The sequence below is a fragment of the Pseudomonas sp. R5(2019) genome (assembly GCF_009905435.1).
GTDB lineage: Bacteria > Pseudomonadota > Gammaproteobacteria > Pseudomonadales > Pseudomonadaceae > Aquipseudomonas.
Window position 1 is genome coordinate 1 of sequence record NZ_JAAAMT010000078.1, and the last position, 16,888, is coordinate 16,888.

General features: G+C 58.9%; 15 protein-coding genes, 5 tRNA genes and 1 pseudogene. 8 read left to right on the plus strand and 13 right to left on the minus strand.

The features are described 5' to 3' along the window. From GUY40_RS27100 to GUY40_RS27110, 3 genes and pseudogenes are all read left to right on the plus strand, one after another. Positions 1-1,472: pseudogene (locus tag GUY40_RS27100) on the plus strand (hypothetical protein); the annotation flags it as partial. 5 nt (positions 1,473-1,477) lie between these two features. Beyond that, complete coding sequence (locus tag GUY40_RS27105; RefSeq protein WP_166571983.1) at positions 1,478-2,383, plus strand: DUF6708 domain-containing protein; 906 nt, start codon at positions 1,478-1,480, stop codon at positions 2,381-2,383. A 5-nt stretch (positions 2,384-2,388) separates the two neighbouring features. Continuing rightward, the gene (locus GUY40_RS27110; RefSeq protein WP_166571984.1) at positions 2,389-3,243 is read left to right on the plus strand and encodes a DUF6708 domain-containing protein; all 855 of its coding nucleotides are present in this window, start codon (positions 2,389-2,391) and stop codon (positions 3,241-3,243) included. Positions 3,244-3,326: 83 nt separating this feature from the next. Here the strand turns inward: GUY40_RS27110 and GUY40_RS27115 are convergent. From GUY40_RS27115 to GUY40_RS27135, 5 genes are all read right to left on the minus strand, one after another. Continuing rightward, positions 3,327-3,402: transfer RNA gene (locus GUY40_RS27115), tRNA-Gly, on the minus strand. Positions 3,403-3,507: 105 nt separating this feature from the next. Next, positions 3,508-3,583 (minus strand) — tRNA-Gly (locus tag GUY40_RS27120). A 5-nt stretch (positions 3,584-3,588) separates the two neighbouring features. Continuing rightward, positions 3,589-3,664, minus strand: a tRNA-Glu gene (locus GUY40_RS27125). A 105-nt stretch (positions 3,665-3,769) separates the two neighbouring features. After that, positions 3,770-3,845: transfer RNA gene (locus tag GUY40_RS27130), tRNA-Gly, on the minus strand. A gap of 2 nt (positions 3,846-3,847) precedes the next feature. Next, positions 3,848-3,923: transfer RNA gene (locus GUY40_RS27135), tRNA-Glu, on the minus strand. A 282-nt stretch (positions 3,924-4,205) separates the two neighbouring features. On the opposite strand from GUY40_RS27135, the gene GUY40_RS27140 reads away from it, so the two are divergent. Further along, positions 4,206-4,973, plus strand: a complete 768-nt coding sequence (locus tag GUY40_RS27140) for a hypothetical protein (RefSeq protein WP_166571985.1) — start codon at positions 4,206-4,208, stop codon at positions 4,971-4,973. A gap of 179 nt (positions 4,974-5,152) precedes the next feature. Here GUY40_RS27140 and GUY40_RS27145 read toward each other — a convergent pair whose 3' ends face one another. After that, on the minus strand, positions 5,153-5,635 hold the full coding sequence (locus GUY40_RS27145) for a GAF domain-containing protein (RefSeq protein ID WP_166571986.1): 483 nt from the start codon (positions 5,633-5,635) through the stop codon (positions 5,153-5,155). Continuing rightward, positions 5,632-6,522, minus strand: coding sequence for an ATP-binding protein (locus GUY40_RS27150; RefSeq protein ID WP_166571987.1), 891 nt, complete (start codon positions 6,520-6,522; stop codon positions 5,632-5,634). Before GUY40_RS27150 ends, GUY40_RS27145 begins: the two co-directional genes overlap by 4 nt. A gap of 171 nt (positions 6,523-6,693) precedes the next feature. On the opposite strand from GUY40_RS27150, the gene GUY40_RS27155 reads away from it, so the two are divergent. Continuing rightward, positions 6,694-9,021 (plus strand): ATP-binding protein, encoded by a 2,328-nt coding sequence (locus GUY40_RS27155; protein ID WP_166571988.1) that lies wholly within the window; start codon positions 6,694-6,696, stop codon positions 9,019-9,021. Here GUY40_RS27155 and GUY40_RS27160 read toward each other — a convergent pair. Beyond that, positions 9,014-9,496 carry a glutathione peroxidase gene (locus GUY40_RS27160; protein ID WP_166571989.1) on the minus strand — a complete coding sequence of 161 codons (483 nt, stop codon included), beginning with the start codon at positions 9,494-9,496 and terminating at the stop codon, positions 9,014-9,016. The genes GUY40_RS27155 and GUY40_RS27160 overlap by 8 nt on opposite strands. A 54-nt stretch (positions 9,497-9,550) precedes the next feature. Continuing rightward, a complete protein-coding gene (gene msrB / locus GUY40_RS27165; RefSeq protein WP_166571990.1) occupies positions 9,551-9,946 on the minus strand; it encodes a peptide-methionine (R)-S-oxide reductase MsrB in 396 nt (131 codons plus the stop codon). A 154-nt stretch (positions 9,947-10,100) separates the two neighbouring features. Here msrB and GUY40_RS27170 point away from each other — a divergent pair, with 154 nt between their 5' ends. Together GUY40_RS27170 and htpX are read left to right on the plus strand one after the other, a co-directional pair. Continuing rightward, entirely contained in the window at positions 10,101-11,312 is a 1,212-nt protein-coding gene (locus GUY40_RS27170) for a pyridoxal phosphate-dependent aminotransferase (protein WP_166571991.1), read from the plus strand. Between the two features lie 214 nt (positions 11,313-11,526). Further along, on the plus strand, positions 11,527-12,417 hold the full coding sequence (htpX, locus tag GUY40_RS27175; protein WP_166571992.1) for a protease HtpX: 891 nt from the start codon (positions 11,527-11,529) through the stop codon (positions 12,415-12,417). A 92-nt stretch (positions 12,418-12,509) separates the two neighbouring features. Here the strand turns inward: htpX and GUY40_RS27180 are convergent, their stop codons facing one another. After that, complete coding sequence (locus GUY40_RS27180; protein WP_166571993.1) at positions 12,510-13,166, minus strand: thiopurine S-methyltransferase; 657 nt, start codon at positions 13,164-13,166, stop codon at positions 12,510-12,512. A 104-nt stretch (positions 13,167-13,270) separates the two neighbouring features. Here GUY40_RS27180 and GUY40_RS27185 point away from each other — a divergent pair, with 104 nt between their 5' ends. After that, entirely contained in the window at positions 13,271-14,038 is a 768-nt protein-coding gene (locus GUY40_RS27185; RefSeq protein WP_166571994.1) for a class III extradiol ring-cleavage dioxygenase, read from the plus strand. 598 nt (positions 14,039-14,636) lie between these two features. On the opposite strand, the gene GUY40_RS27190 is transcribed toward GUY40_RS27185, so the two are convergent. From GUY40_RS27190 to GUY40_RS27200, 3 genes are all read right to left on the minus strand, one after another. Beyond that, positions 14,637-15,110 carry a DUF6708 domain-containing protein gene (locus GUY40_RS27190; protein ID WP_256675891.1) on the minus strand — a complete coding sequence of 158 codons (474 nt, stop codon included), beginning with the start codon at positions 15,108-15,110 and terminating at the stop codon, positions 14,637-14,639. 314 nt (positions 15,111-15,424) lie between these two features. Further along, positions 15,425-16,606, minus strand: a complete 1,182-nt coding sequence (locus GUY40_RS27195) for a hypothetical protein (protein WP_166571995.1) — start codon at positions 16,604-16,606, stop codon at positions 15,425-15,427. Further along, on the minus strand, positions 16,587-16,888 hold a 302-nt coding region (locus GUY40_RS27200), incomplete at its 5' end, for a hypothetical protein (protein WP_166571996.1). The genes GUY40_RS27200 and GUY40_RS27195, both read right to left, overlap by 20 nt.

Genomic DNA, 16,888 nt, shown 5'->3' on the forward strand with positions numbered 1-16,888 from the left:
GCCGTTTCCCGCCCATTGCCGGCGCCACCGAGCTGATGGCGCAGAGCGTGACCACGGTCGTGCTCAAACGTATGCAGGGCAAGGCTCGCTGGAGTGCCAATCGCAATTTGAGCCAGCAGGTGCTGGCTGCCGCTCAGGAAGCCAACGCGGAAAAAGCCCTTGGGCTGCTGCGTGCGCGCTACCGGATTACCCACGAGGCCGTGTTGAACGATGCCTTCAGCAAGCAGGTCGACGAATTCCTGAAGTCCGGCATGGTGGAAGTCGAGGAAATGAAGATGGTTCGGCTGTACGGCAGCCGGACCGTCACCCTCGAACAGACGCGCACACTGCGGGTAAAACCCAGCCTGGCTTCGACCCTGGTCTCTGGCGTCGGGGTGCTGAACTTCGGGATGGTTTACTTCAATCTGATCAATCTGAACAGCGCGTTGAAGGAGGTGCAGAGCGACGGCTCTTTTGAGGCCGCCGCCGGGTTTATCTCCGCGATTCTGGGGACGATGGGCGCGGTCGCCGCGGCGCTGGTCAGTACCAGGGCCATCTATGCGACCACGATGCTGCGGTTGACCGGCACCGCGCCGGGGTTGGCGTATAGCGGTGGGGTTGCGCGATTTTTGACCAGTAATCTTTTTAGCCGTGCGGTGGGGTGGCCGGTGATTGTGTTTGGGTTGGGTTCCGACGCAGCAAAAGCTATCCGCCAATCGATACAGGGTGATGGATTCGCAGCGGCCTATACAGCACTAGGTGGCGTTGCAGTTGCAGCTGGAGCAGCTGCAATATTGGAAGGCAGCATTGCAATCGTCGGTCCTACAGTGTTCGTTCCGTTTGCCGGCTGGGCAGCCGCTACCGTAGTTGTGTTAGGGGCAGCGATAGTGGCAGGTGGTGTAGCCCTACATTCAAAAGCGCATGCCAGGCAACATCGTCCAATGGAGCTCTGGGCGGCACGTAGCACATTTGGTAATCACTACAATGACGGTGAAGAACGCCCCGGCATTACCTTAAACAATAATCGGCAACTGCCGGGATTTATCAATCTCGCTGAAGAAATCCGGGCTTGGTACGCCGCCTACTACGCACCGGTGCTGCTGAACGAAGCTGAGGCGAAGGCGCTGGGATGGGAGGGCGTGGACAGCAAGTTACACAACCATCGGGCACCAAACACACCCAGCTGGGAGCGGATATTTCATAACGGAGCGCCGCGAGGACCAAGCAAAGTCGAATTCACCGTCCTGTTGCGTGGCTATCTGCTCGGCCAAAGCTCCTGGGAGGGCAACCTGAGCAGCAACAAAGGACCCAGTGATTTCAACGTCGTACTCCCTGTAATTCCCGCCATTCGTCTGACACCCGCAGGCCTGCTACTCAACGTCACCAAGGAAATATCCGGCTTCGACAATTGGATATTCAATATCGATTACAGCCCAAACCAAGGTTTGGATGAAAGCGCCATAGCGACTGCGCAATTTCTTTTAGAGGAGTGAATTTCATGGCAATTGCATGGATGTTTTTACCCCAAACGAAAAACGTATTCGGACCCGCCATTCGGGATCAATACGTAAGTATGAATCGAGAAATCTTGTGCCTGCGCAACCCTTGGATAGCCGATTCGGTTTTCATGGGAAAAATGTATGCAGCAAGTAATTGTCTAATGTTTTTCTTTTTTACATGGCAATTCGCGCTACTACTTAATGAGCCCGGCCAGTCTCTGGGCTTTGATTTATTCTTATGGGTCTATCTAGGATGCACCACTGCTTTTACTGCCTTTATTGGAGCTTTAATATGGTATCGGATTTTTTTTATCAAGCGCTTGTCCCACCTCTATTTCAATCGCCAAACCCAGAAAGTTTATTACCAACGCAACAAAACCCTCATCGCCTTCGACTGGGCCCAAACAGAAGGCGGTCTATACCCACGCACCGAATTCGGCGGCAGTTCCTTCAGCATCAGCTACGCCCTCGCCTTCGGCCCAAAGCCCGCAGACGGCAACGAGAAAAACCGCATCACACTCTGGGTCGACAGCAATGAGCCGACCGAGAGTGATCTGCGTCATGTCGCCGAAGTCTGGGAATATATCCGTCAATTCATGGCTCACGGGCCGGACAAACTACCTCCACCAGGCGAGCCCAATTGGTGGCGCATCCCCCTCCATCGCATCTGCCTGTCACCCGCCGAAGCCTGGCGTCATTACGCGCCGTGGCGGACCGGCGAGCCGGGTGAACTGCAGGGCAAGAACAACTGGATGCTGCCATTCTGGCTGGTGCTTTTCCCTTACAACCTGTTTTCGGCTTTGTGCTGGTGTGTCGTCTGCCGTGTCTTCAATGTCCGGACCGCCGAGCCACCGGTGGAAGCGCTAGAAAGTCAGAAGAGCTTAATGGACACGTCAAAGGACTGAAATTCATGGCAATCACATGGATGTTTTCGCGCCAAGCGAAAAACGAGTTTGGACCCGCCATACGTGGCCAATACGTAAGTATGGATCGGGAAGTTTTGTGCCTGCGCAACCCTTGGATAGCAGACTCTGTGTTTATGGGAAAAATGTACGTTGCCTCGATTGCTTTATTAATAACTTTTTTAACAATACTTGAGATCATTCACTTTGACGGAGATTTGTCTCTATTCTTGTTTTCAATGCTCGGCCCTTTGTTCGTGTCTATTTTTGCTGGGTACCGCATTTTTCTCATCAAGCGGTTATCCCACTTCTATTTCAACCGCAAGACCCGGAAAGTCTATTACCAACGCAACAAAACCCTCATCACCTTCGACTGGTCTCAAACAGCAGGCGGCCTATTCCAACGCACCGAATTCGGCGGCAGTTCCTTCAGCATCAGCTATGCCCTCGCCTTCGGCCCAAAGCCCACAGACGGCAACGAGAAAAACCGCATCACACTCTGGGTCGACAGCAATGAGCCGACCGAGAGTGATCTGCGGCATGTCGCCGAAGTCTGGGAATACATCCGTCAGTTCATGGCCCATGGACCAGACAAACTACCCCCACCCGGAGAGCCCAACTGGTGGCACATTCCACTCCATCGCATCTGCCTGTCACCCGCCGAAGCCTGGCGCCATTACGCGCCTTGGCGCACCGGCGAGCCGGGTGAACTGCAGGGAAAGAACAACTGGATGCTACCGTTCTGGCTGGTGCTCTTCCCTTACAACCTGTTTTCGGCCTTGTGCTGGTGTGTCGTCTGCCGTCTGTTCAACGTCCGCACCGCAGAGCCTCCCGCTGAAGCGCTGGAAGGTCAAAAAGCGTGACGATCGTGGCGAGGTTTGAAACCGCCCTACAAAAATCGCGCACAAACAAAAACACCACTCAATAGAGTGGTGTTTTTGTTAACTGGAGCGGGAAACGAGACTCGAACTCGCGACCCCGACCTTGGCAAGGTCGTGCTCTACCAACTGAGCTATTCCCGCAAAACTGCATCCCCGAAGGGCACCCAGCGCAAGCACTGGAATGAAAAAAGAGGCCTTAGCCTCTCTTTCCAACGATCTACAGCAGCCAAGCCGCAGATCTGAATTTGGAGCGGGAAACGAGACTCGAACTCGCGACCCCGACCTTGGCAAGGTCGTGCTCTACCAACTGAGCTATTCCCGCAAAAATGGCGTCCCCTAGGGGACTCGAACCCCTGTTACCGCCGTGAAAGGGCGGTGTCCTAGGCCACTAGACGAAGGGGACGCTGCCCAAAACATGCAACGCATGCTTTAGTGACCAAAGCCTGACCTTACGATCAACCCTTGGATTTCCTACCCAGCCCCGCCCGAAAGCAGAACCGTTTGAAATTGGAGCGGGAAACGAGACTCGAACTCGCGACCCCGACCTTGGCAAGGTCGTGCTCTACCAACTGAGCTATTCCCGCATTGGCGTCCCCTAGGGGACTCGAACCCCTGTTACCGCCGTGAAAGGGCGGTGTCCTAGGCCACTAGACGAAGGGGACACACTACAACATTCACTCCCTGCCGCGTTTCGCTGTGTGCTTTACGCTGCAAGTGGCGCGCATTCTAGGGGTGGTTTGAGAAGTCGTCAACCCCCAGATGAATTTTTTTTGAAATCAATGACTTCCCGTCGTTTTGGCGCCCCGCCCCGCCGCGCGGCATGGCTTAATCAGCAGGAGCAAGCCAATGGCCATCAATGGCATGGCGTTGATGCCAACGAGCTCTATCCGCCTAAATGCCAAGCCACTACATTCGAATGGAACCTACCTGATGAGGCCTCTACGGTGACCCCACTCATGATCACCCTGCTCATAGTAGCCGGTATCGCGATTTTGATTACCATCGGTTATCTGAACAATGCGGTGGAAAACAGCAAGCTGGAAAAGGCCCGCCTCAAGATCGAGTTGACCGAGCGTCTGCGCCGTTGTGGTGAAATTACCGAAACCTTTCCGAGGCAATTCACTACGCCGGCGTTGAAACTGCTGTTGACGCGCCTGGAGCTGAACATTACCCAGCGCCTGTTGTTGATCGACAAGAACAACGCAGGCCTGAAGGCGCGTATTACAGAGCTCGAGTATCAGATCGGGCTGGGCGAGAAGATTCCGGTCAACAACCCGAAGGCACCTGTCCTCACCGAAGCCAAGGCCAAGGATGTGCGTTTGCTGCTGGAGGCGCTGCACACTCAGATCACCCGTGCGGCGCAGGAAGGTTTCTTGCCCCCTGTCGAGGCCAAGCAGTGGATCAAGGAAATTCGCCGTATCCTGGTGCTGCTGCATATCGAGTTCTTCAATAACCTGGGGCAGATCGCTTTTACCCAGAATCAGCCTGGGCAAGCGCGGCTGGCGTTTGAGCGTGGCGTGCAGTACCTGCGCAAGCAGCAGGAGCCTCAGCTGTATGCCGAACAGATCAAGGCGATGGAGAAGCAGCTGGGCCGCGCCAACTCCATGGTGCTGACCAACATCAAGCCGACCGAGGATGACGTCAACGAGCTGACTGAAGGCTTGAAGACGACTGAGGATGATGATTGGCGCAAGAAGGCTATTTACGACTGAAGACAGGGGGGGGACAGCATCGCGAGCAAGCTCTGCTCCTACCCGGTAGGAGCATGGCTTGCCTGCGATTGGGGCGCCGCGTCGTGTCAGACGCAACGCCTCGCGGGCAAGCCCGGCTCCTGCCTCTAGAACCCGTATCGGTGGGGCCGTCGTAACGGCTCCGGCGACAGTGATTCAGCTCAGCAATCCGTTGCCTGCAGGAATATCTGCGCAAGGCGCTCCAGGCCTTGTTGGTCCTGAATGGTAAAACGCGCAAGCTTGGGGCTATCCAGGTCCAGCACGCCAATCAGGCGGCCTTCCTTGATCAGCGGAATCACCACTTCGCTGTTGGAAGCGCTGTCGCAAGCGATATGGCCGGGGAAGGCATGCACGTCTTCAACCCGCTGGGTTTCACGCGTTGCCGCCGCCGTGCCGCACACTCCGCGCCCGAACGGGATGCGCACGCAGGCGATCTGGCCCTGGAACGGGCCGAGCACCAGCTCTTCATTACGGTTGAGGTAGAAGCCGGCCCAGTTCAGATCGTCGACCTGACTATAAAGGAAGGCGGAAAACTGCGCAGCGTTGGCGATAAAGTCGCGCTCGTCAGCCAGCAGCGATTCCAGTTGCGCGGCCAGCAAGGCGTAGCCATCGAGGCCGATGCCGGTGGTGTTCAGATCAATCATGGATGTTGTTCCAGCAATTTGAGGCCCACCCAGTAGCGGGCGAATTGATAGGCGCAGCGGCCGTTGCGGTTGCCGCGCCCGGTTGCCCAGCGAATGGCGGTCTTGTCCAATTCTTCGTCGCGAGCCCACTCAAGGCCGGACTGTTTGGCCAGCGCAGTGATCCAGTGCTCGACGACGCTGAGGAAATGGTCCTGGGTAAAGGGATAGAACGACAGCCACAGGCCGAATCGGTCGGACAAGGCGATCTTGTCTTCCACCGCCTCGTTGGGATGGACTTCGCCATCGACTAATTGCCAATGTTCATTGTCGCTCTGTTTCTCCGGCACCAGGTGGCGGCGGTTGGAGGTAGCGTACAGCAGCACGTTGTCTGGCGCTTGCTCCAGCGAGCCGTCCAGCACGCTTTTGAGCACGCGGTAATCGCTCTCGCCCGCTTCAAACGACAGGTCATCGCAAAACAGCACGAAACGCTGCGGCAGTTTGTGCAGATGCTCGACCACCCTTGGCAGGTCTGCCAGGTGATCGCGCTCGATTTCGATCAGGCGCAGGCCCGACGCGGCGTGCTCGGCGAGCAACGCCCGCACCAGCGACGATTTACCCGTGCCGCGCGAGCCCCAGAGCAAGGCGTGGTTGGCCGGCAGGCCATCGAGAAACTGACGGGTATTGCCGGCCAGTTGGTCTCGCTGCCTGTCGACGCCGATCAGGTCGGACAGGCGCATGTCCAGGCTCACCTCAAGCGGTAATAGAAAGCCGCCACGGTTGTCGCGCTGCCAACGCGCCGCCAGGGTGTGTCCCCAGTCGATGGTGGCACGGGGTGTCGGCAGCAAGGGTTCGAGGCGCGCCATCAGGGTTTCGGCACGCTCAAGAAAGGTAATCAAACGAGAGTCCACAACATTTCCTCAAGACCGGTTCGGCGCGCAATGGGCGCGTGGCTGTTTATCTGATGTCACACGAGACAGGCAACCGCCTGGCACTGTATGGTTCAAACGCCGCAGATGCCGAAACCACGTTGTGATCGGTTATGCTTGGCGGCGCACGGATGAGGATTCGGCACACTGTCCATGGATATCAAATTCACCCATCGGCTGTCTTATAAACAAGCCCGGCTCACCGTTCTGGTCGGCTTCGTCATCGGCTTTCTGCTCAGCCTCATCCAGATCGGCATCGATTATGCCAGCGAAGACGCCTCCATCAACCGCGAGATGCTCTCGCTGCTGGAAATCAGCCATAACCCGGCCTCGCGCATCGCCTATAACATTGACGCGGAACTGGCCAAGGAATTGACCCTGGGGTTGATGCAATCGCCCGCCATCATTGGCGCCAGCCTGACCGACAACAACGGCAATGTGCTGGCCAATGTCCGGCGGCCACGCCTGCAAAGCAATTTCCGCCTGATCAGCGACTTTCTGTTCGATGAGAGCCGGCGATTCGAAAACCGGCTCTACCTCAGCCATCGCCCCAAGGAAACCCTCGGCACCCTCAACCTTGAGGTGGACACCTACGCCTTTGGCTCGCGCTTTCTGCGTCGGGCAGAAATCACCTTGCTCAGCGGCTTTACCCGCAGCCTGATCCTCACCGGTATCCTGCTAGCCTTGTTCTACGTGATGCTGACCAAGCCGCTGGTCAAAGTGATCAGCGCCTTGAGCAGCAGCGACCCGCGTGACCCCAACCAGGCCAAGCTGCCCTTCCCGCCCGGCCATGAGAACGATGAGATCGGCGTGCTGGTCAAGGTCGCCAACCGCCAGTTCGTGACCATGGCCACCGAAATCCAGCAACGGCGCCACGCCGAAAACCGCCTGACCGAGTACCTGGGCGAGCTGGAGAATCGGGTGTCGGCGCGCACCAACGAGCTCAAGACCATCAACACCCGCTTGAGCCAGTCCAACGAAGAGCTGGAGAACGCTCGGCGCGTGGCGCTGGACATGGCCCAGGCGCGCTCGGCTTTCCTGGCCAACATGAGCCATGAGATCCGCACTCCGCTCAACGGCTTGCTGGGCATGATCGCGCTGTCACTGGACAGCCCGCTGAATGCCGAACAGCGCCAGCAACTGTCGATTGCCCACGACTCCGGCAAGGTGTTGGTGGAGCTGCTCAACGATATTCTTGACCTGTCCAAGTTCGATGCCGGGCAGCTGGAACTGGAACGTATCCCCTTCGACTTGGGCGCTCTGGCGGAAGACACCGCCAACCTGCTGTCACAAAATGCCGCACCCAGCGTGGAGTTGACCTGCCTGATCGCCCCGGACTTTCCGGCGATGGTGCTCGGCGATCCGACCCGGGTCCGGCAGATTGTCAGCAATTTGCTCTCCAATGCCTTGAAGTTCACCCGCTTCGGCCGGGTCGACGTCCGTTTGAGCGGCTACCCCGGGGGCGTCAGGATCGAAGTCTCTGACACTGGCATCGGCATCCCGCGCGAAGCCCAGGTGAAGATTTTCCAGCCATTCACCCAGGCCGCCGCCGGCATAACCCGGCAATTCGGCGGTACCGGACTGGGGCTGGCGTTAACGCATAACCTCAGCGAGGCCATGAAAGGCCGACTGAGCATCAGTTCGGAAGCCGGCTTCGGCAGCCAGTTTCGCGTGGAGCTACCCCTGCCCCGGCACTCCCCGGCGATACCGCCGGCGCCGCTCAAGGGTCGCGTGGTTGCCATCAGCAATGCCGGCAGCGGCCTGGCGGAACTGCTGGACAGTCTGTTGCCCGGCTGGGGGTTGAACTACCGGCGCTACGGCACCGATGCCGACCTGACCGGCCTGGCGCCGGATTTGCTGATTACCGACTGCGTGGAATGCCTGTTCATGCTGCGCGCCTCCGTCAGCGCGCCCATTCTGCTGGTGACGGCCTATGGTAATTTCCTGCCCGGGGAGCAGGCTTCGGCGCTTTCGCCGCTGCAACAACAGGCGCGGCCATTGGCGCGCAATGCGCTGTACCAGACCTTGCGCCACACCTTGCAGGCGGAAGATCCGACCCCGGTCGACCCCTCCACTGGCCAACCCACACCCGAGCTTCGAGCGAGGATCCTGCTGGTCGAAGACAACCCGGTGAACCAGCTCGTGGCCAAGGGCATGCTCAGCAAGCTGGGATGCGAGGTGACGGTGGCCGGCCATGGCGGCGAAGCGCTGGAGCGCCTGGAACAGGCCCCGTTCGACATGGTATTGATGGACTGCAATATGCCGGTCATGGACGGCTACGAGGCCAGCCGGCAGATTCGCCGCAGCGGGCGCTGGCCGCAGTTGCCGATTGTGGCGCTCACCGCCAACGCGATGCCCGAAGAGCGCGAACGCTGTCGCGCGGCGGGGATGAGCGACTACCTGGCCAAGCCGTTTCGCCGTGAAGAGCTGATTACCCTGATTGACCACTGGGTCGCCCTGCCAGGCCTGCGCGCTACTTGAGCAGCAATTCGATCTCGCGGCTCAAGTCTTCCGGCTTGGTGGTCGGCGCAAAGCGCTTGACCTTGCCTTCGCCATCGATCAGGAACTTGGTGAAGTTCCACTTGATGCCTTCGGATCCGAGCAGTCCCGGCGCGCGCTTTTTCAACTGTATGAACAGTGGGTGGGCGCCACTGCCATTGACCTCGATTTTCCTGAACAGGGGAAAACTCACACCGAAGTTCGATTCACAGAACTGCGAGATGGTCCGCTCATCCCCTGGCTCCTGCTTGCCAAACTGATTGCAGGGAAAGCCCAGCACCACCAGCCCGCGATCCTTGTAGCGCTGCCAGAGCGCCTCCAGGCCTTTGTACTGGGGGGTGAAACCACATTGGCTGGCGGTATTGACTACCAGCACGGCCTTGCCGGCAAAATCACCGAGGGTTTTCTTTTCTCCGGTGATTGTGGTGCAAGGAATGCTCAGCAATTTGTCATCCATGGTCGCGCCTCCTCATCAACGCTATTGATAAACGGCGACTCTGCGCCCCCTTTCTTACGCCCGCGGCTCCAGCTCCAGGCATACCGAGTTGATGCAATAGCGCAAACCGGTCGGTGGCGGGCCGTCCGGGAAGACGTGGCCCAGGTGGGCATCGCATTTGGCACACACCACTTCGGTGCGAATCATCCCATGGGAGGTGTCGCGGATTTCGATCATGGCACTGGCGCCGATCGGCTCAAAGAAGCTGGGCCAGCCGCAGCCGGAATCGAATTTGGCCTTCGAATCGAACAGCGGTTCCTTGCAGCACACACAGTGATAGACGCCATCGGTCCTGGTGCCGTTGTACTTGCCGCTGAACGGTCGCTCGGTGCCCTTCAAGCGACAAACTTGATACTGCTCTGGATCGAGCATGGCACGCCATTCATCCAGGGTTTTTTCGATCTTTTCCATGGGGGGACCTCGGCAGCTGAAAAAGCCCGATCTGTCTCTTTTCCACGGATCGGGCGGCACGTATGATTGCGCCTTTACAGGCGTCACGCCAAACGCATTTAACACTGATTATACGGCGCAATGCGCGGCGATCTTTTCTAATCGGGATCACATCATGCAGTTCAGCAAATCGAACAAGCTCGCCAATGTCTGCTACGACATTCGCGGCCCGGTGCTCAAGCACGCCAAGCGCCTGGAAGAGGAAGGCCACCGCATCCTCAAGCTGAATATCGGCAACCCGGCTCCTTTTGGTTTCGAGGCTCCCGACGAGATCCTTCAGGACGTCATCCGCAATCTGCCGACCGCACAGGGCTACAGCGACTCCAAAGGCCTGTTCAGCGCGCGCAAGGCGGTCATGCAGTACTACCAGCAGAAGCAGGTCGAAGGTGTCGGCATTGAAGACATCTACCTGGGCAACGGCGTATCCGAGCTGATCGTGATGTCGATGCAGGCCCTGCTCAACAATGGCGACGAAGTGCTGATCCCGGCCCCGGACTACCCGCTGTGGACCGCGGCCGTGAGCCTGTCCGGCGGCAACCCGGTGCATTACCTGTGCGACGAGCAGGCCAACTGGTGGCCGGACCTGGACGACATCAAAGCCAAGATCACCAGCAACACCAAGGCCATGGTCATCATCAACCCGAACAACCCGACCGGCGCCGTGTACCCGAAAGAAGTGCTGCTGGGGATGCTTGAAATTGCCCGCCAGCACAATCTGGTGGTGTTCTCCGATGAGATCTACGACAAGATCCTTTACGACGAAGCGGTGCACATCAGCACCGCCTCGCTGGCACCGGACGTGCTCTGCCTGACCTTCAACGGCCTGTCCAAGTCGTACCGGGTCGCGGGCTTCCGCTCTGGCTGGGTCGCCATCTCCGGGCCGAAACACACGGCCCAGAGCTACATCGAAGGCATCGACATGCTGGCCAACATGCGCCTGTGTGCCAACGTGCCAAGCCAGCACGCCATCCAGACCGCCCTGGGCGGCTACCAGAGCATCAACGACCTGGTGCTGCCACCGGGCCGCCTGCTGGAACAGCGCAACCGTACCTGGGAGCTGCTCAACGATATTCCCGGTGTCAGCTGCGTCAAGCCGATGGGCGCGCTCTACGCCTTCCCGCGTATCGACCCGAAGGTCTGCCCGATTCACAACGACGAGAAGTTCGTGCTTGACCTGCTGCTCTCGGAAAAGCTGCTGATCGTCCAGGGCACGGCGTTCAACTGGCCGTGGCCGGACCACTTCCGCGTGGTGACCCTGCCGCGCGTCGATGACCTTGAGCAGGCCATCGGGCGTATCGGTTCGTTCCTGAAATCCTACCGCCAGTAACTCCCTTTCTCACCCCTCTCCCCGCCCGGGAGAGGGGAATATCCACTCTGCGGCTTGTTTCCGGCTCCCTGCGCTCTGGCGTCCGGGCCGCGCAACTGCGTCTAGAATCGAAGCAAGACACAGTTTGAAATAGTCCCTCGGTTGAATAGCCGGGGGCATCACCTTATATACCCGCATACGCTACATCTTTATCCGTGAGGAGAACGTAACAACCATGATGCGCATCTTGCTGTTCCTGGCCACCAACCTTGCGGTAGTGCTGATCGCCAGCATTACCCTGAGCCTTTTTGGCTTCAACGGGTTCATGGCGGCCAACGGCGTCGATCTCAACCTGAACCAGCTGCTGATTTTCTGTGCCGTGTTCGGCTTTGCAGGCTCGCTGTTCTCGCTGTTCATCTCCAAGTGGATGGCGAAGATGGGCACCAGCACCCAGGTCATCACCCAGCCCCGCACCCGCCATGAGCAATGGCTGTTGCAGACCGTCGAACAGCTGTCTCGCGAAGCCGGCATCAAAATGCCGGAAGTCGGTATCTTCCCGGCCTACGAGGCCAACGCCTTCGCCACCGGCTGGAACAAGAACGACGCACTGGTCGCCGTCAGCCAAGGCCTGCTCGAGCGTTTCTCGCCCGACGAGGTCAAGGCGGTCCTGGCCCATGAGATCGGCCACGTTGCCAACGGCGACATGGTCACCCTGGCGCTGGTCCAGGGCGTGGTGAACACCTTCGTGATGTTTTTTGCGCGGATCATCGGCAACTTCGTCGACAAGGTCATCTTCAAGAACGAAGAAGGCCAGGGGATCGCCTACTACATCGCAACCATCGTTGCCGAGTTGGTACTGGGCATCCTGGCCAGCTGCATCGTCATGTGGTTCTCGCGCAAACGCGAATTCCGCGCCGACGAAGCCGGTGCCCGCCTGGCCGGCACCAATGCGATGATCGGTGCGCTGCAACGCCTGCGTTCCGAACAGGGCGTGCCGGTGCAAATGCCCGACACCCTGAACGCGTTCGGTATCAACGGCGGCCTGAAGCACGGCCTGGCTGGCTTGTTCATGAGCCACCCGCCGCTGGAAGACCGCATCGAGGCGTTGATGCGTCGCCGTGGTTGATGCCTGACGTTACATAGCGTTGAAGCTACTATTCGCGGGCAAGCCCTGCTCCTACCGGTAGGAGCGAGGCTTGCCCGCGAAGCTTTAAGGCCTCAGAGGCTCTCCAGCCGATACACCCGCTCCTGCAACCGACTCACCCCCGCCTGCACAAACTTCCAGCTTTCGCCCAGAATGTCTTCGCACTGAAGCTCGGTCACCTGCCAACGCCCCGCCATCAACGCTTGCACTTCATCATCAGGAACGGAGAACGGCGGGCCTTCAATCTGCGCCTGGTCGTAATCCATGGTGATCAACAAGCCTTTGCATTGCTCTGGCAACAACGTTGCCAAGTGCTGTACATAGCGCTGACGCATGGGCGGCGGCAACGCAATCAGGGCAGCACGGTCGTAAAGCCCCACGCAATCAGCCAAGTCCTCGGCAGTCAGAGCAAAGACGTCGCCGCACCACAATTCGACGGAACCCGCCCGGAACACCTCGAACGCCCCCTGCTGCGAGCGCTCGGGCGTGAGGCCATGCTCACGGAAAAAATCCTCCACGGCTTTCTGCGCAAGCTCCACCCCCAGCACCCGCAGGCCCTGACTGGCCAGCCAGGCAAGGTCCAGGCTCTTGCCGCACAGCGGCACCAGCACCCGCGCCCCGGCCGGCAAACCCAGGCCTGGCCAGTGTGCCAGCAGGAGAGGATTGACATGCCCAAGATGAAAACCGATTTGCCCACTCTCCCAGCGTTTGTGCCAAAACTCCGGCTGCATGATTGACTCCAAAAAATTCGATAAAAAGATGCGAAAACTTATATTAGATTTAGATCAATGATCTGCCTGAAGATGCACCTATCTTAACGTTCAGGAACCTGCTCATGCTGCCCAGCCTGTTTATTTCCCATGGTTCACCCATGCTCGCACTGGAACCCGGTGCCAGCGGCCCGGCCCTGGCGCGCCTGGCGGCCGAACTGCCCCGCCCGAAAGCGATCGTGGTGGTCTCGGCCCACTGGGAGAGCCGCGGACTGCTGGTTTCAAGCCACCCCAACCCTCGCACCTGGCATGACTTCGGCGGTTTCCCCCGCGAGCTGTATACGGTGCAATACCCTGCCCCAGGCAACCCGGCCCTGGCCGTGCAAGTCGTTGAACAACTGGCCAAGGCAGGGCTCCAGGCACAGTTGGACCCCGAGCGCCCGTTCGACCATGGCGTGTGGGTGCCCTTGTCGCTGATGTACCCGCAGGCCGACATCCCGATCGTGCAGGTTTCACTGCCGAGCCAGGCCGGCCCGCAGCTGCAACAACAGGTGGGCCGGGCGCTGGCCAGCCTGCGCGAGCACGGCATCCTGCTGATCGGTTCCGGCAGCATCACCCACAACCTGGGTGAGCTGGACTGGCGTGCCGCCCCCGAAGTCGTGCAGCCCTGGGCCCAAGCCTTTCGCGACTGGATGGTCGACAAGCTTGCCGCCAACGACGAGAGCGCCCTGCTCGATTACCGTCGCCAGGCTCCCTCTGCCGTGCGCAACCATCCCAGCGATGAGCATTTGCTGCCACTGTTCTTCGCGAGGGGCGCAGGCAATCGGTTTTCGCTAGAGCACCAGGGGTTCACCCTGGGCGCGCTGGGCATGGACATCTACCGCTTCGACTAAGCAAAGTGCACGGCAAAAAGTCCCAATTCAGAAGGGTCCCACTCAAAGATAAGCAGCATGAACATGTCGATCGAGCTGAACATCACAATTGGCGTTAACCATATGAGAAACCCCCGAAGTCGATATGAAGATCTAGGTACTTCCAGATAAACCTCATCCATATGGTTAGGTGAGTCAAATCCCAATGAGGACACTACCGCAGGCAGCTCATCGGGAGCAGGTAAATCCACCCGCCAACCGATACAGGGCGGATCAAGTAATGGTCGTGCCATCTTCAGTAATTGTCCTTACGATTCGCCGTTGCGGCATCCATCTTGTCTTCCTTGACGATAAGTCGGGCGTGGCCTGATGCCGGTCAGCTAAGGAATGGACGCCGAAAAACTGTGGGAGCGGATTTACCGGACCGCCGGACCGCCGCGAATCCAGACAGCGCAGTTTTCCAGGCATTGCGCGGTGCTTTCATTCGCGGCGGTCCGGCGATCCGGTAAATCCGCATCCACAAATAATTCGCCTTAGCTGATTGGCATTTGCGCTTGGCCGGCTTCATCGCTGCGGTACGCACAGAAGTTGGCGGTCAATCCCTCCGCTGTCCTCAACTTCATGGTGCACTCCTCGACTCGCGATCCATGCCTTCAGGCCACTGAACCTTGGGGGCCAGACGCATAGCCAGGTTGTACCAAGGCACATCGTTGTGATCTTTAGGCGGGTCAGGGGGTGGCAGGGCGTCGGGGCCTTTTTGCATATACGTGCAGATGTAGGCCCAGGCATGTTCGTCGGCGCCCATGGTGCTCAGCGGAAATCGGTCGATGACCTTGTTTGTACCCGGGGAGACGATGGAGAGGACAACGCCCATTCTGATGATGACGCCATGAGTGCTGACGCTGGTATGTCTCCAGAGCTCGGCGCGTACCTGCGACCATTCATAAGCGACCGGTACTACGTACCAGCGCTCGAAGGGGTTCCACCAACGGTCTTTGAAGTTGTAGGCGTAGATTTTTCTGCGGGTGCGGTTGAAGCGCAGGGGTAAGTCGCGTGGCGGAGCGATGGTAGTTTTCAGTACCCAGCAGGTCAACCAAGCGCCAGTTAGCACGAGTGCAGGTATGAGACCCAAGTAAAAAAACAATTGAGAAGGGTCCCATCGTGAAGCGTCCCATCTGTCAATGAGGAGTATCAACATATCAATAGATCCCAGAATCCCGACCGGCGCCAACCATAAGAGCAAACCACGAGCTCGATGTGAGGATCTAGGTACTTCCAGATACACCTCGTCCATATGATTAGGAGAGTTGTATCCCATCGAAGCCACCACCGTAGGCGGCTCATCGGTCGCAGGTAAATCCTCGCGCCAACCGATACAAGGCGGATCAAGTAATGGACGCGCCATCTTCAGTTTCCGCCCTTTCGATTCGTTGTAGCGGCGTCCACCTTATCTTCCTTGACGATGAGACGGGCATGACCGGTTTCGTCGCTGCGGTCCGGCCAGAAGCTGACGGTCAATTGCACGGCGTTGATGTCGTAGAAGGTATCCAGTTCGATGGAGCCACGGATCAGCAGTGTTTTGGATTCTTCATCCAGTTCCAGCTGCGGCAGGGTGCTGTCATGGTCGTAGTCGTTTTGCAGCGGCAAGGGTGGTGGCTGCAATGAAGGCGTACTGTCGCTGCGACCACTGGCAATCACCTGTTCAGCGGTGTGTGGACGGTACACAGTAAGCGCCCAATCGTAACGAGATACACCGGGAACAAAGCTGGGTAGCTGGATGGCGTATCGCAGGTAAGGCGCCCACTGGACGTCGGTACCGACTGAAGCGCCGATACCGATAGTGCGCGTGCCGCCCAAAGGGCGAATACGGATATGGATGCCCACTTCGGCGGTCAAGCCAAGTACCGCGGCATTGAGGGCAGCAATCGCGGTATCGAAGTGTTCGGCCGTCGTCCATTGTCGGTGCTGTCTCGGCAGGCCCCACAGGCTGTGCCGGGCCCAGAGTTCGAGTGGACTGGATTCCGCATCCTTGGCCCATCTCGCCACTGCATAGGCTGCAAGTCCGAGAAGAATCGCGAGCCCCAACGGGCCAAGCAGTATGGAAGTTGCGAGTGATCCTAAAACACCCACTCCAGCTGCAAAAACGGAAGTTACGGCGGCAAAGCGATAAAGATCAGCGGCCCACCCATCCCCCTGCTTCGCCGCTCGCCCCGCTGCCAACCCAAACTGCACCCCATCCATGATCCCGGCCACCGCCGCAATCGCCCCGCCGTACTGCATCACCCGCGCCCCCATGGGCTTAGTCGCGCCAGCCACAGTCGTCGTTAGCCCCGGCCGCAAAGCCTTAAGCGCCACACCCGCCGCCTCCACTCCAACCCCCATCACCCCCACCGACGATGACCAGACCGCCGCCAACGCTTCGTCATGACTGCTTCCCGCCGTCCGCGAGAGGGCCTTCAGGTTATTGCGCAAGCTGTCCTGTACGAACCACAAACTCCCCAACACCAGCAACGACCCGCCAGCGTTGTCACGCAAGCCGCGCAGGGCCTGTGTCGCCATCTGCCGGGCTTCAGCCGCGCCGATGGACATGCTTTGCGTGACTCGCTCGGCGCAGCCCTTCGCCCCTGCCGACATCGCTGCTCGCGCGCAGTTGTGCCAGTCGGGCCAGCAGCGATTCGGTGCTTTCCAGCGTCCAGACGCTGATGTCGATCAGGGTGCGGTTGTTCCGGGCGCTGGCGATGCTGAGGGCGCCGCTGAGGACCATGGCGCGGACCTTGTTGGCCGCCGGTTTGTTGAAACGCTGGTCGATGCTGGCGAGCAGTTCGCCGGTGCGTTGGTGGAGGGTGTCGTTGAGCAGTGTCAGGTACTCGC

Excerpts from the sequence above, each read along its gene's own strand:
- GUY40_RS27105 (WP_166571983.1), top strand. The coding sequence starts at position 1,478 with ATGGCAATTGCATGGATGTTTTTACCCCAAACGAAAAACGTATTCGGA.
- GUY40_RS27110 (WP_166571984.1), top strand. The coding sequence starts at position 2,389 with ATGGCAATCACATGGATGTTTTCGCGCCAAGCGAAAAACGAGTTTGGA.
- GUY40_RS27145 (WP_166571986.1), bottom strand. The coding sequence starts at position 5,635 with ATGATTGATCTGAACACCACCGGCATCGGCCTCGATGGCTACGCCTTG.
- GUY40_RS27155 (WP_166571988.1), top strand. The coding sequence starts at position 6,694 with ATGGATATCAAATTCACCCATCGGCTGTCTTATAAACAAGCCCGGCTC.
- GUY40_RS27160 (WP_166571989.1), bottom strand. The coding sequence starts at position 9,496 with ATGGATGACAAATTGCTGAGCATTCCTTGCACCACAATCACCGGAGAA.
- msrB (WP_166571990.1), bottom strand. The coding sequence starts at position 9,946 with ATGGAAAAGATCGAAAAAACCCTGGATGAATGGCGTGCCATGCTCGAT.
- GUY40_RS27170 (WP_166571991.1), top strand. The coding sequence starts at position 10,101 with ATGCAGTTCAGCAAATCGAACAAGCTCGCCAATGTCTGCTACGACATT.
- htpX (WP_166571992.1), top strand. The coding sequence starts at position 11,527 with ATGATGCGCATCTTGCTGTTCCTGGCCACCAACCTTGCGGTAGTGCTG.
- GUY40_RS27180 (WP_166571993.1), bottom strand. The coding sequence starts at position 13,166 with ATGCAGCCGGAGTTTTGGCACAAACGCTGGGAGAGTGGGCAAATCGGT.
- GUY40_RS27185 (WP_166571994.1), top strand. The coding sequence starts at position 13,271 with ATGCTGCCCAGCCTGTTTATTTCCCATGGTTCACCCATGCTCGCACTG.
- GUY40_RS27195 (WP_166571995.1), bottom strand. The coding sequence starts at position 16,606 with ATGTCCATCGGCGCGGCTGAAGCCCGGCAGATGGCGACACAGGCCCTG.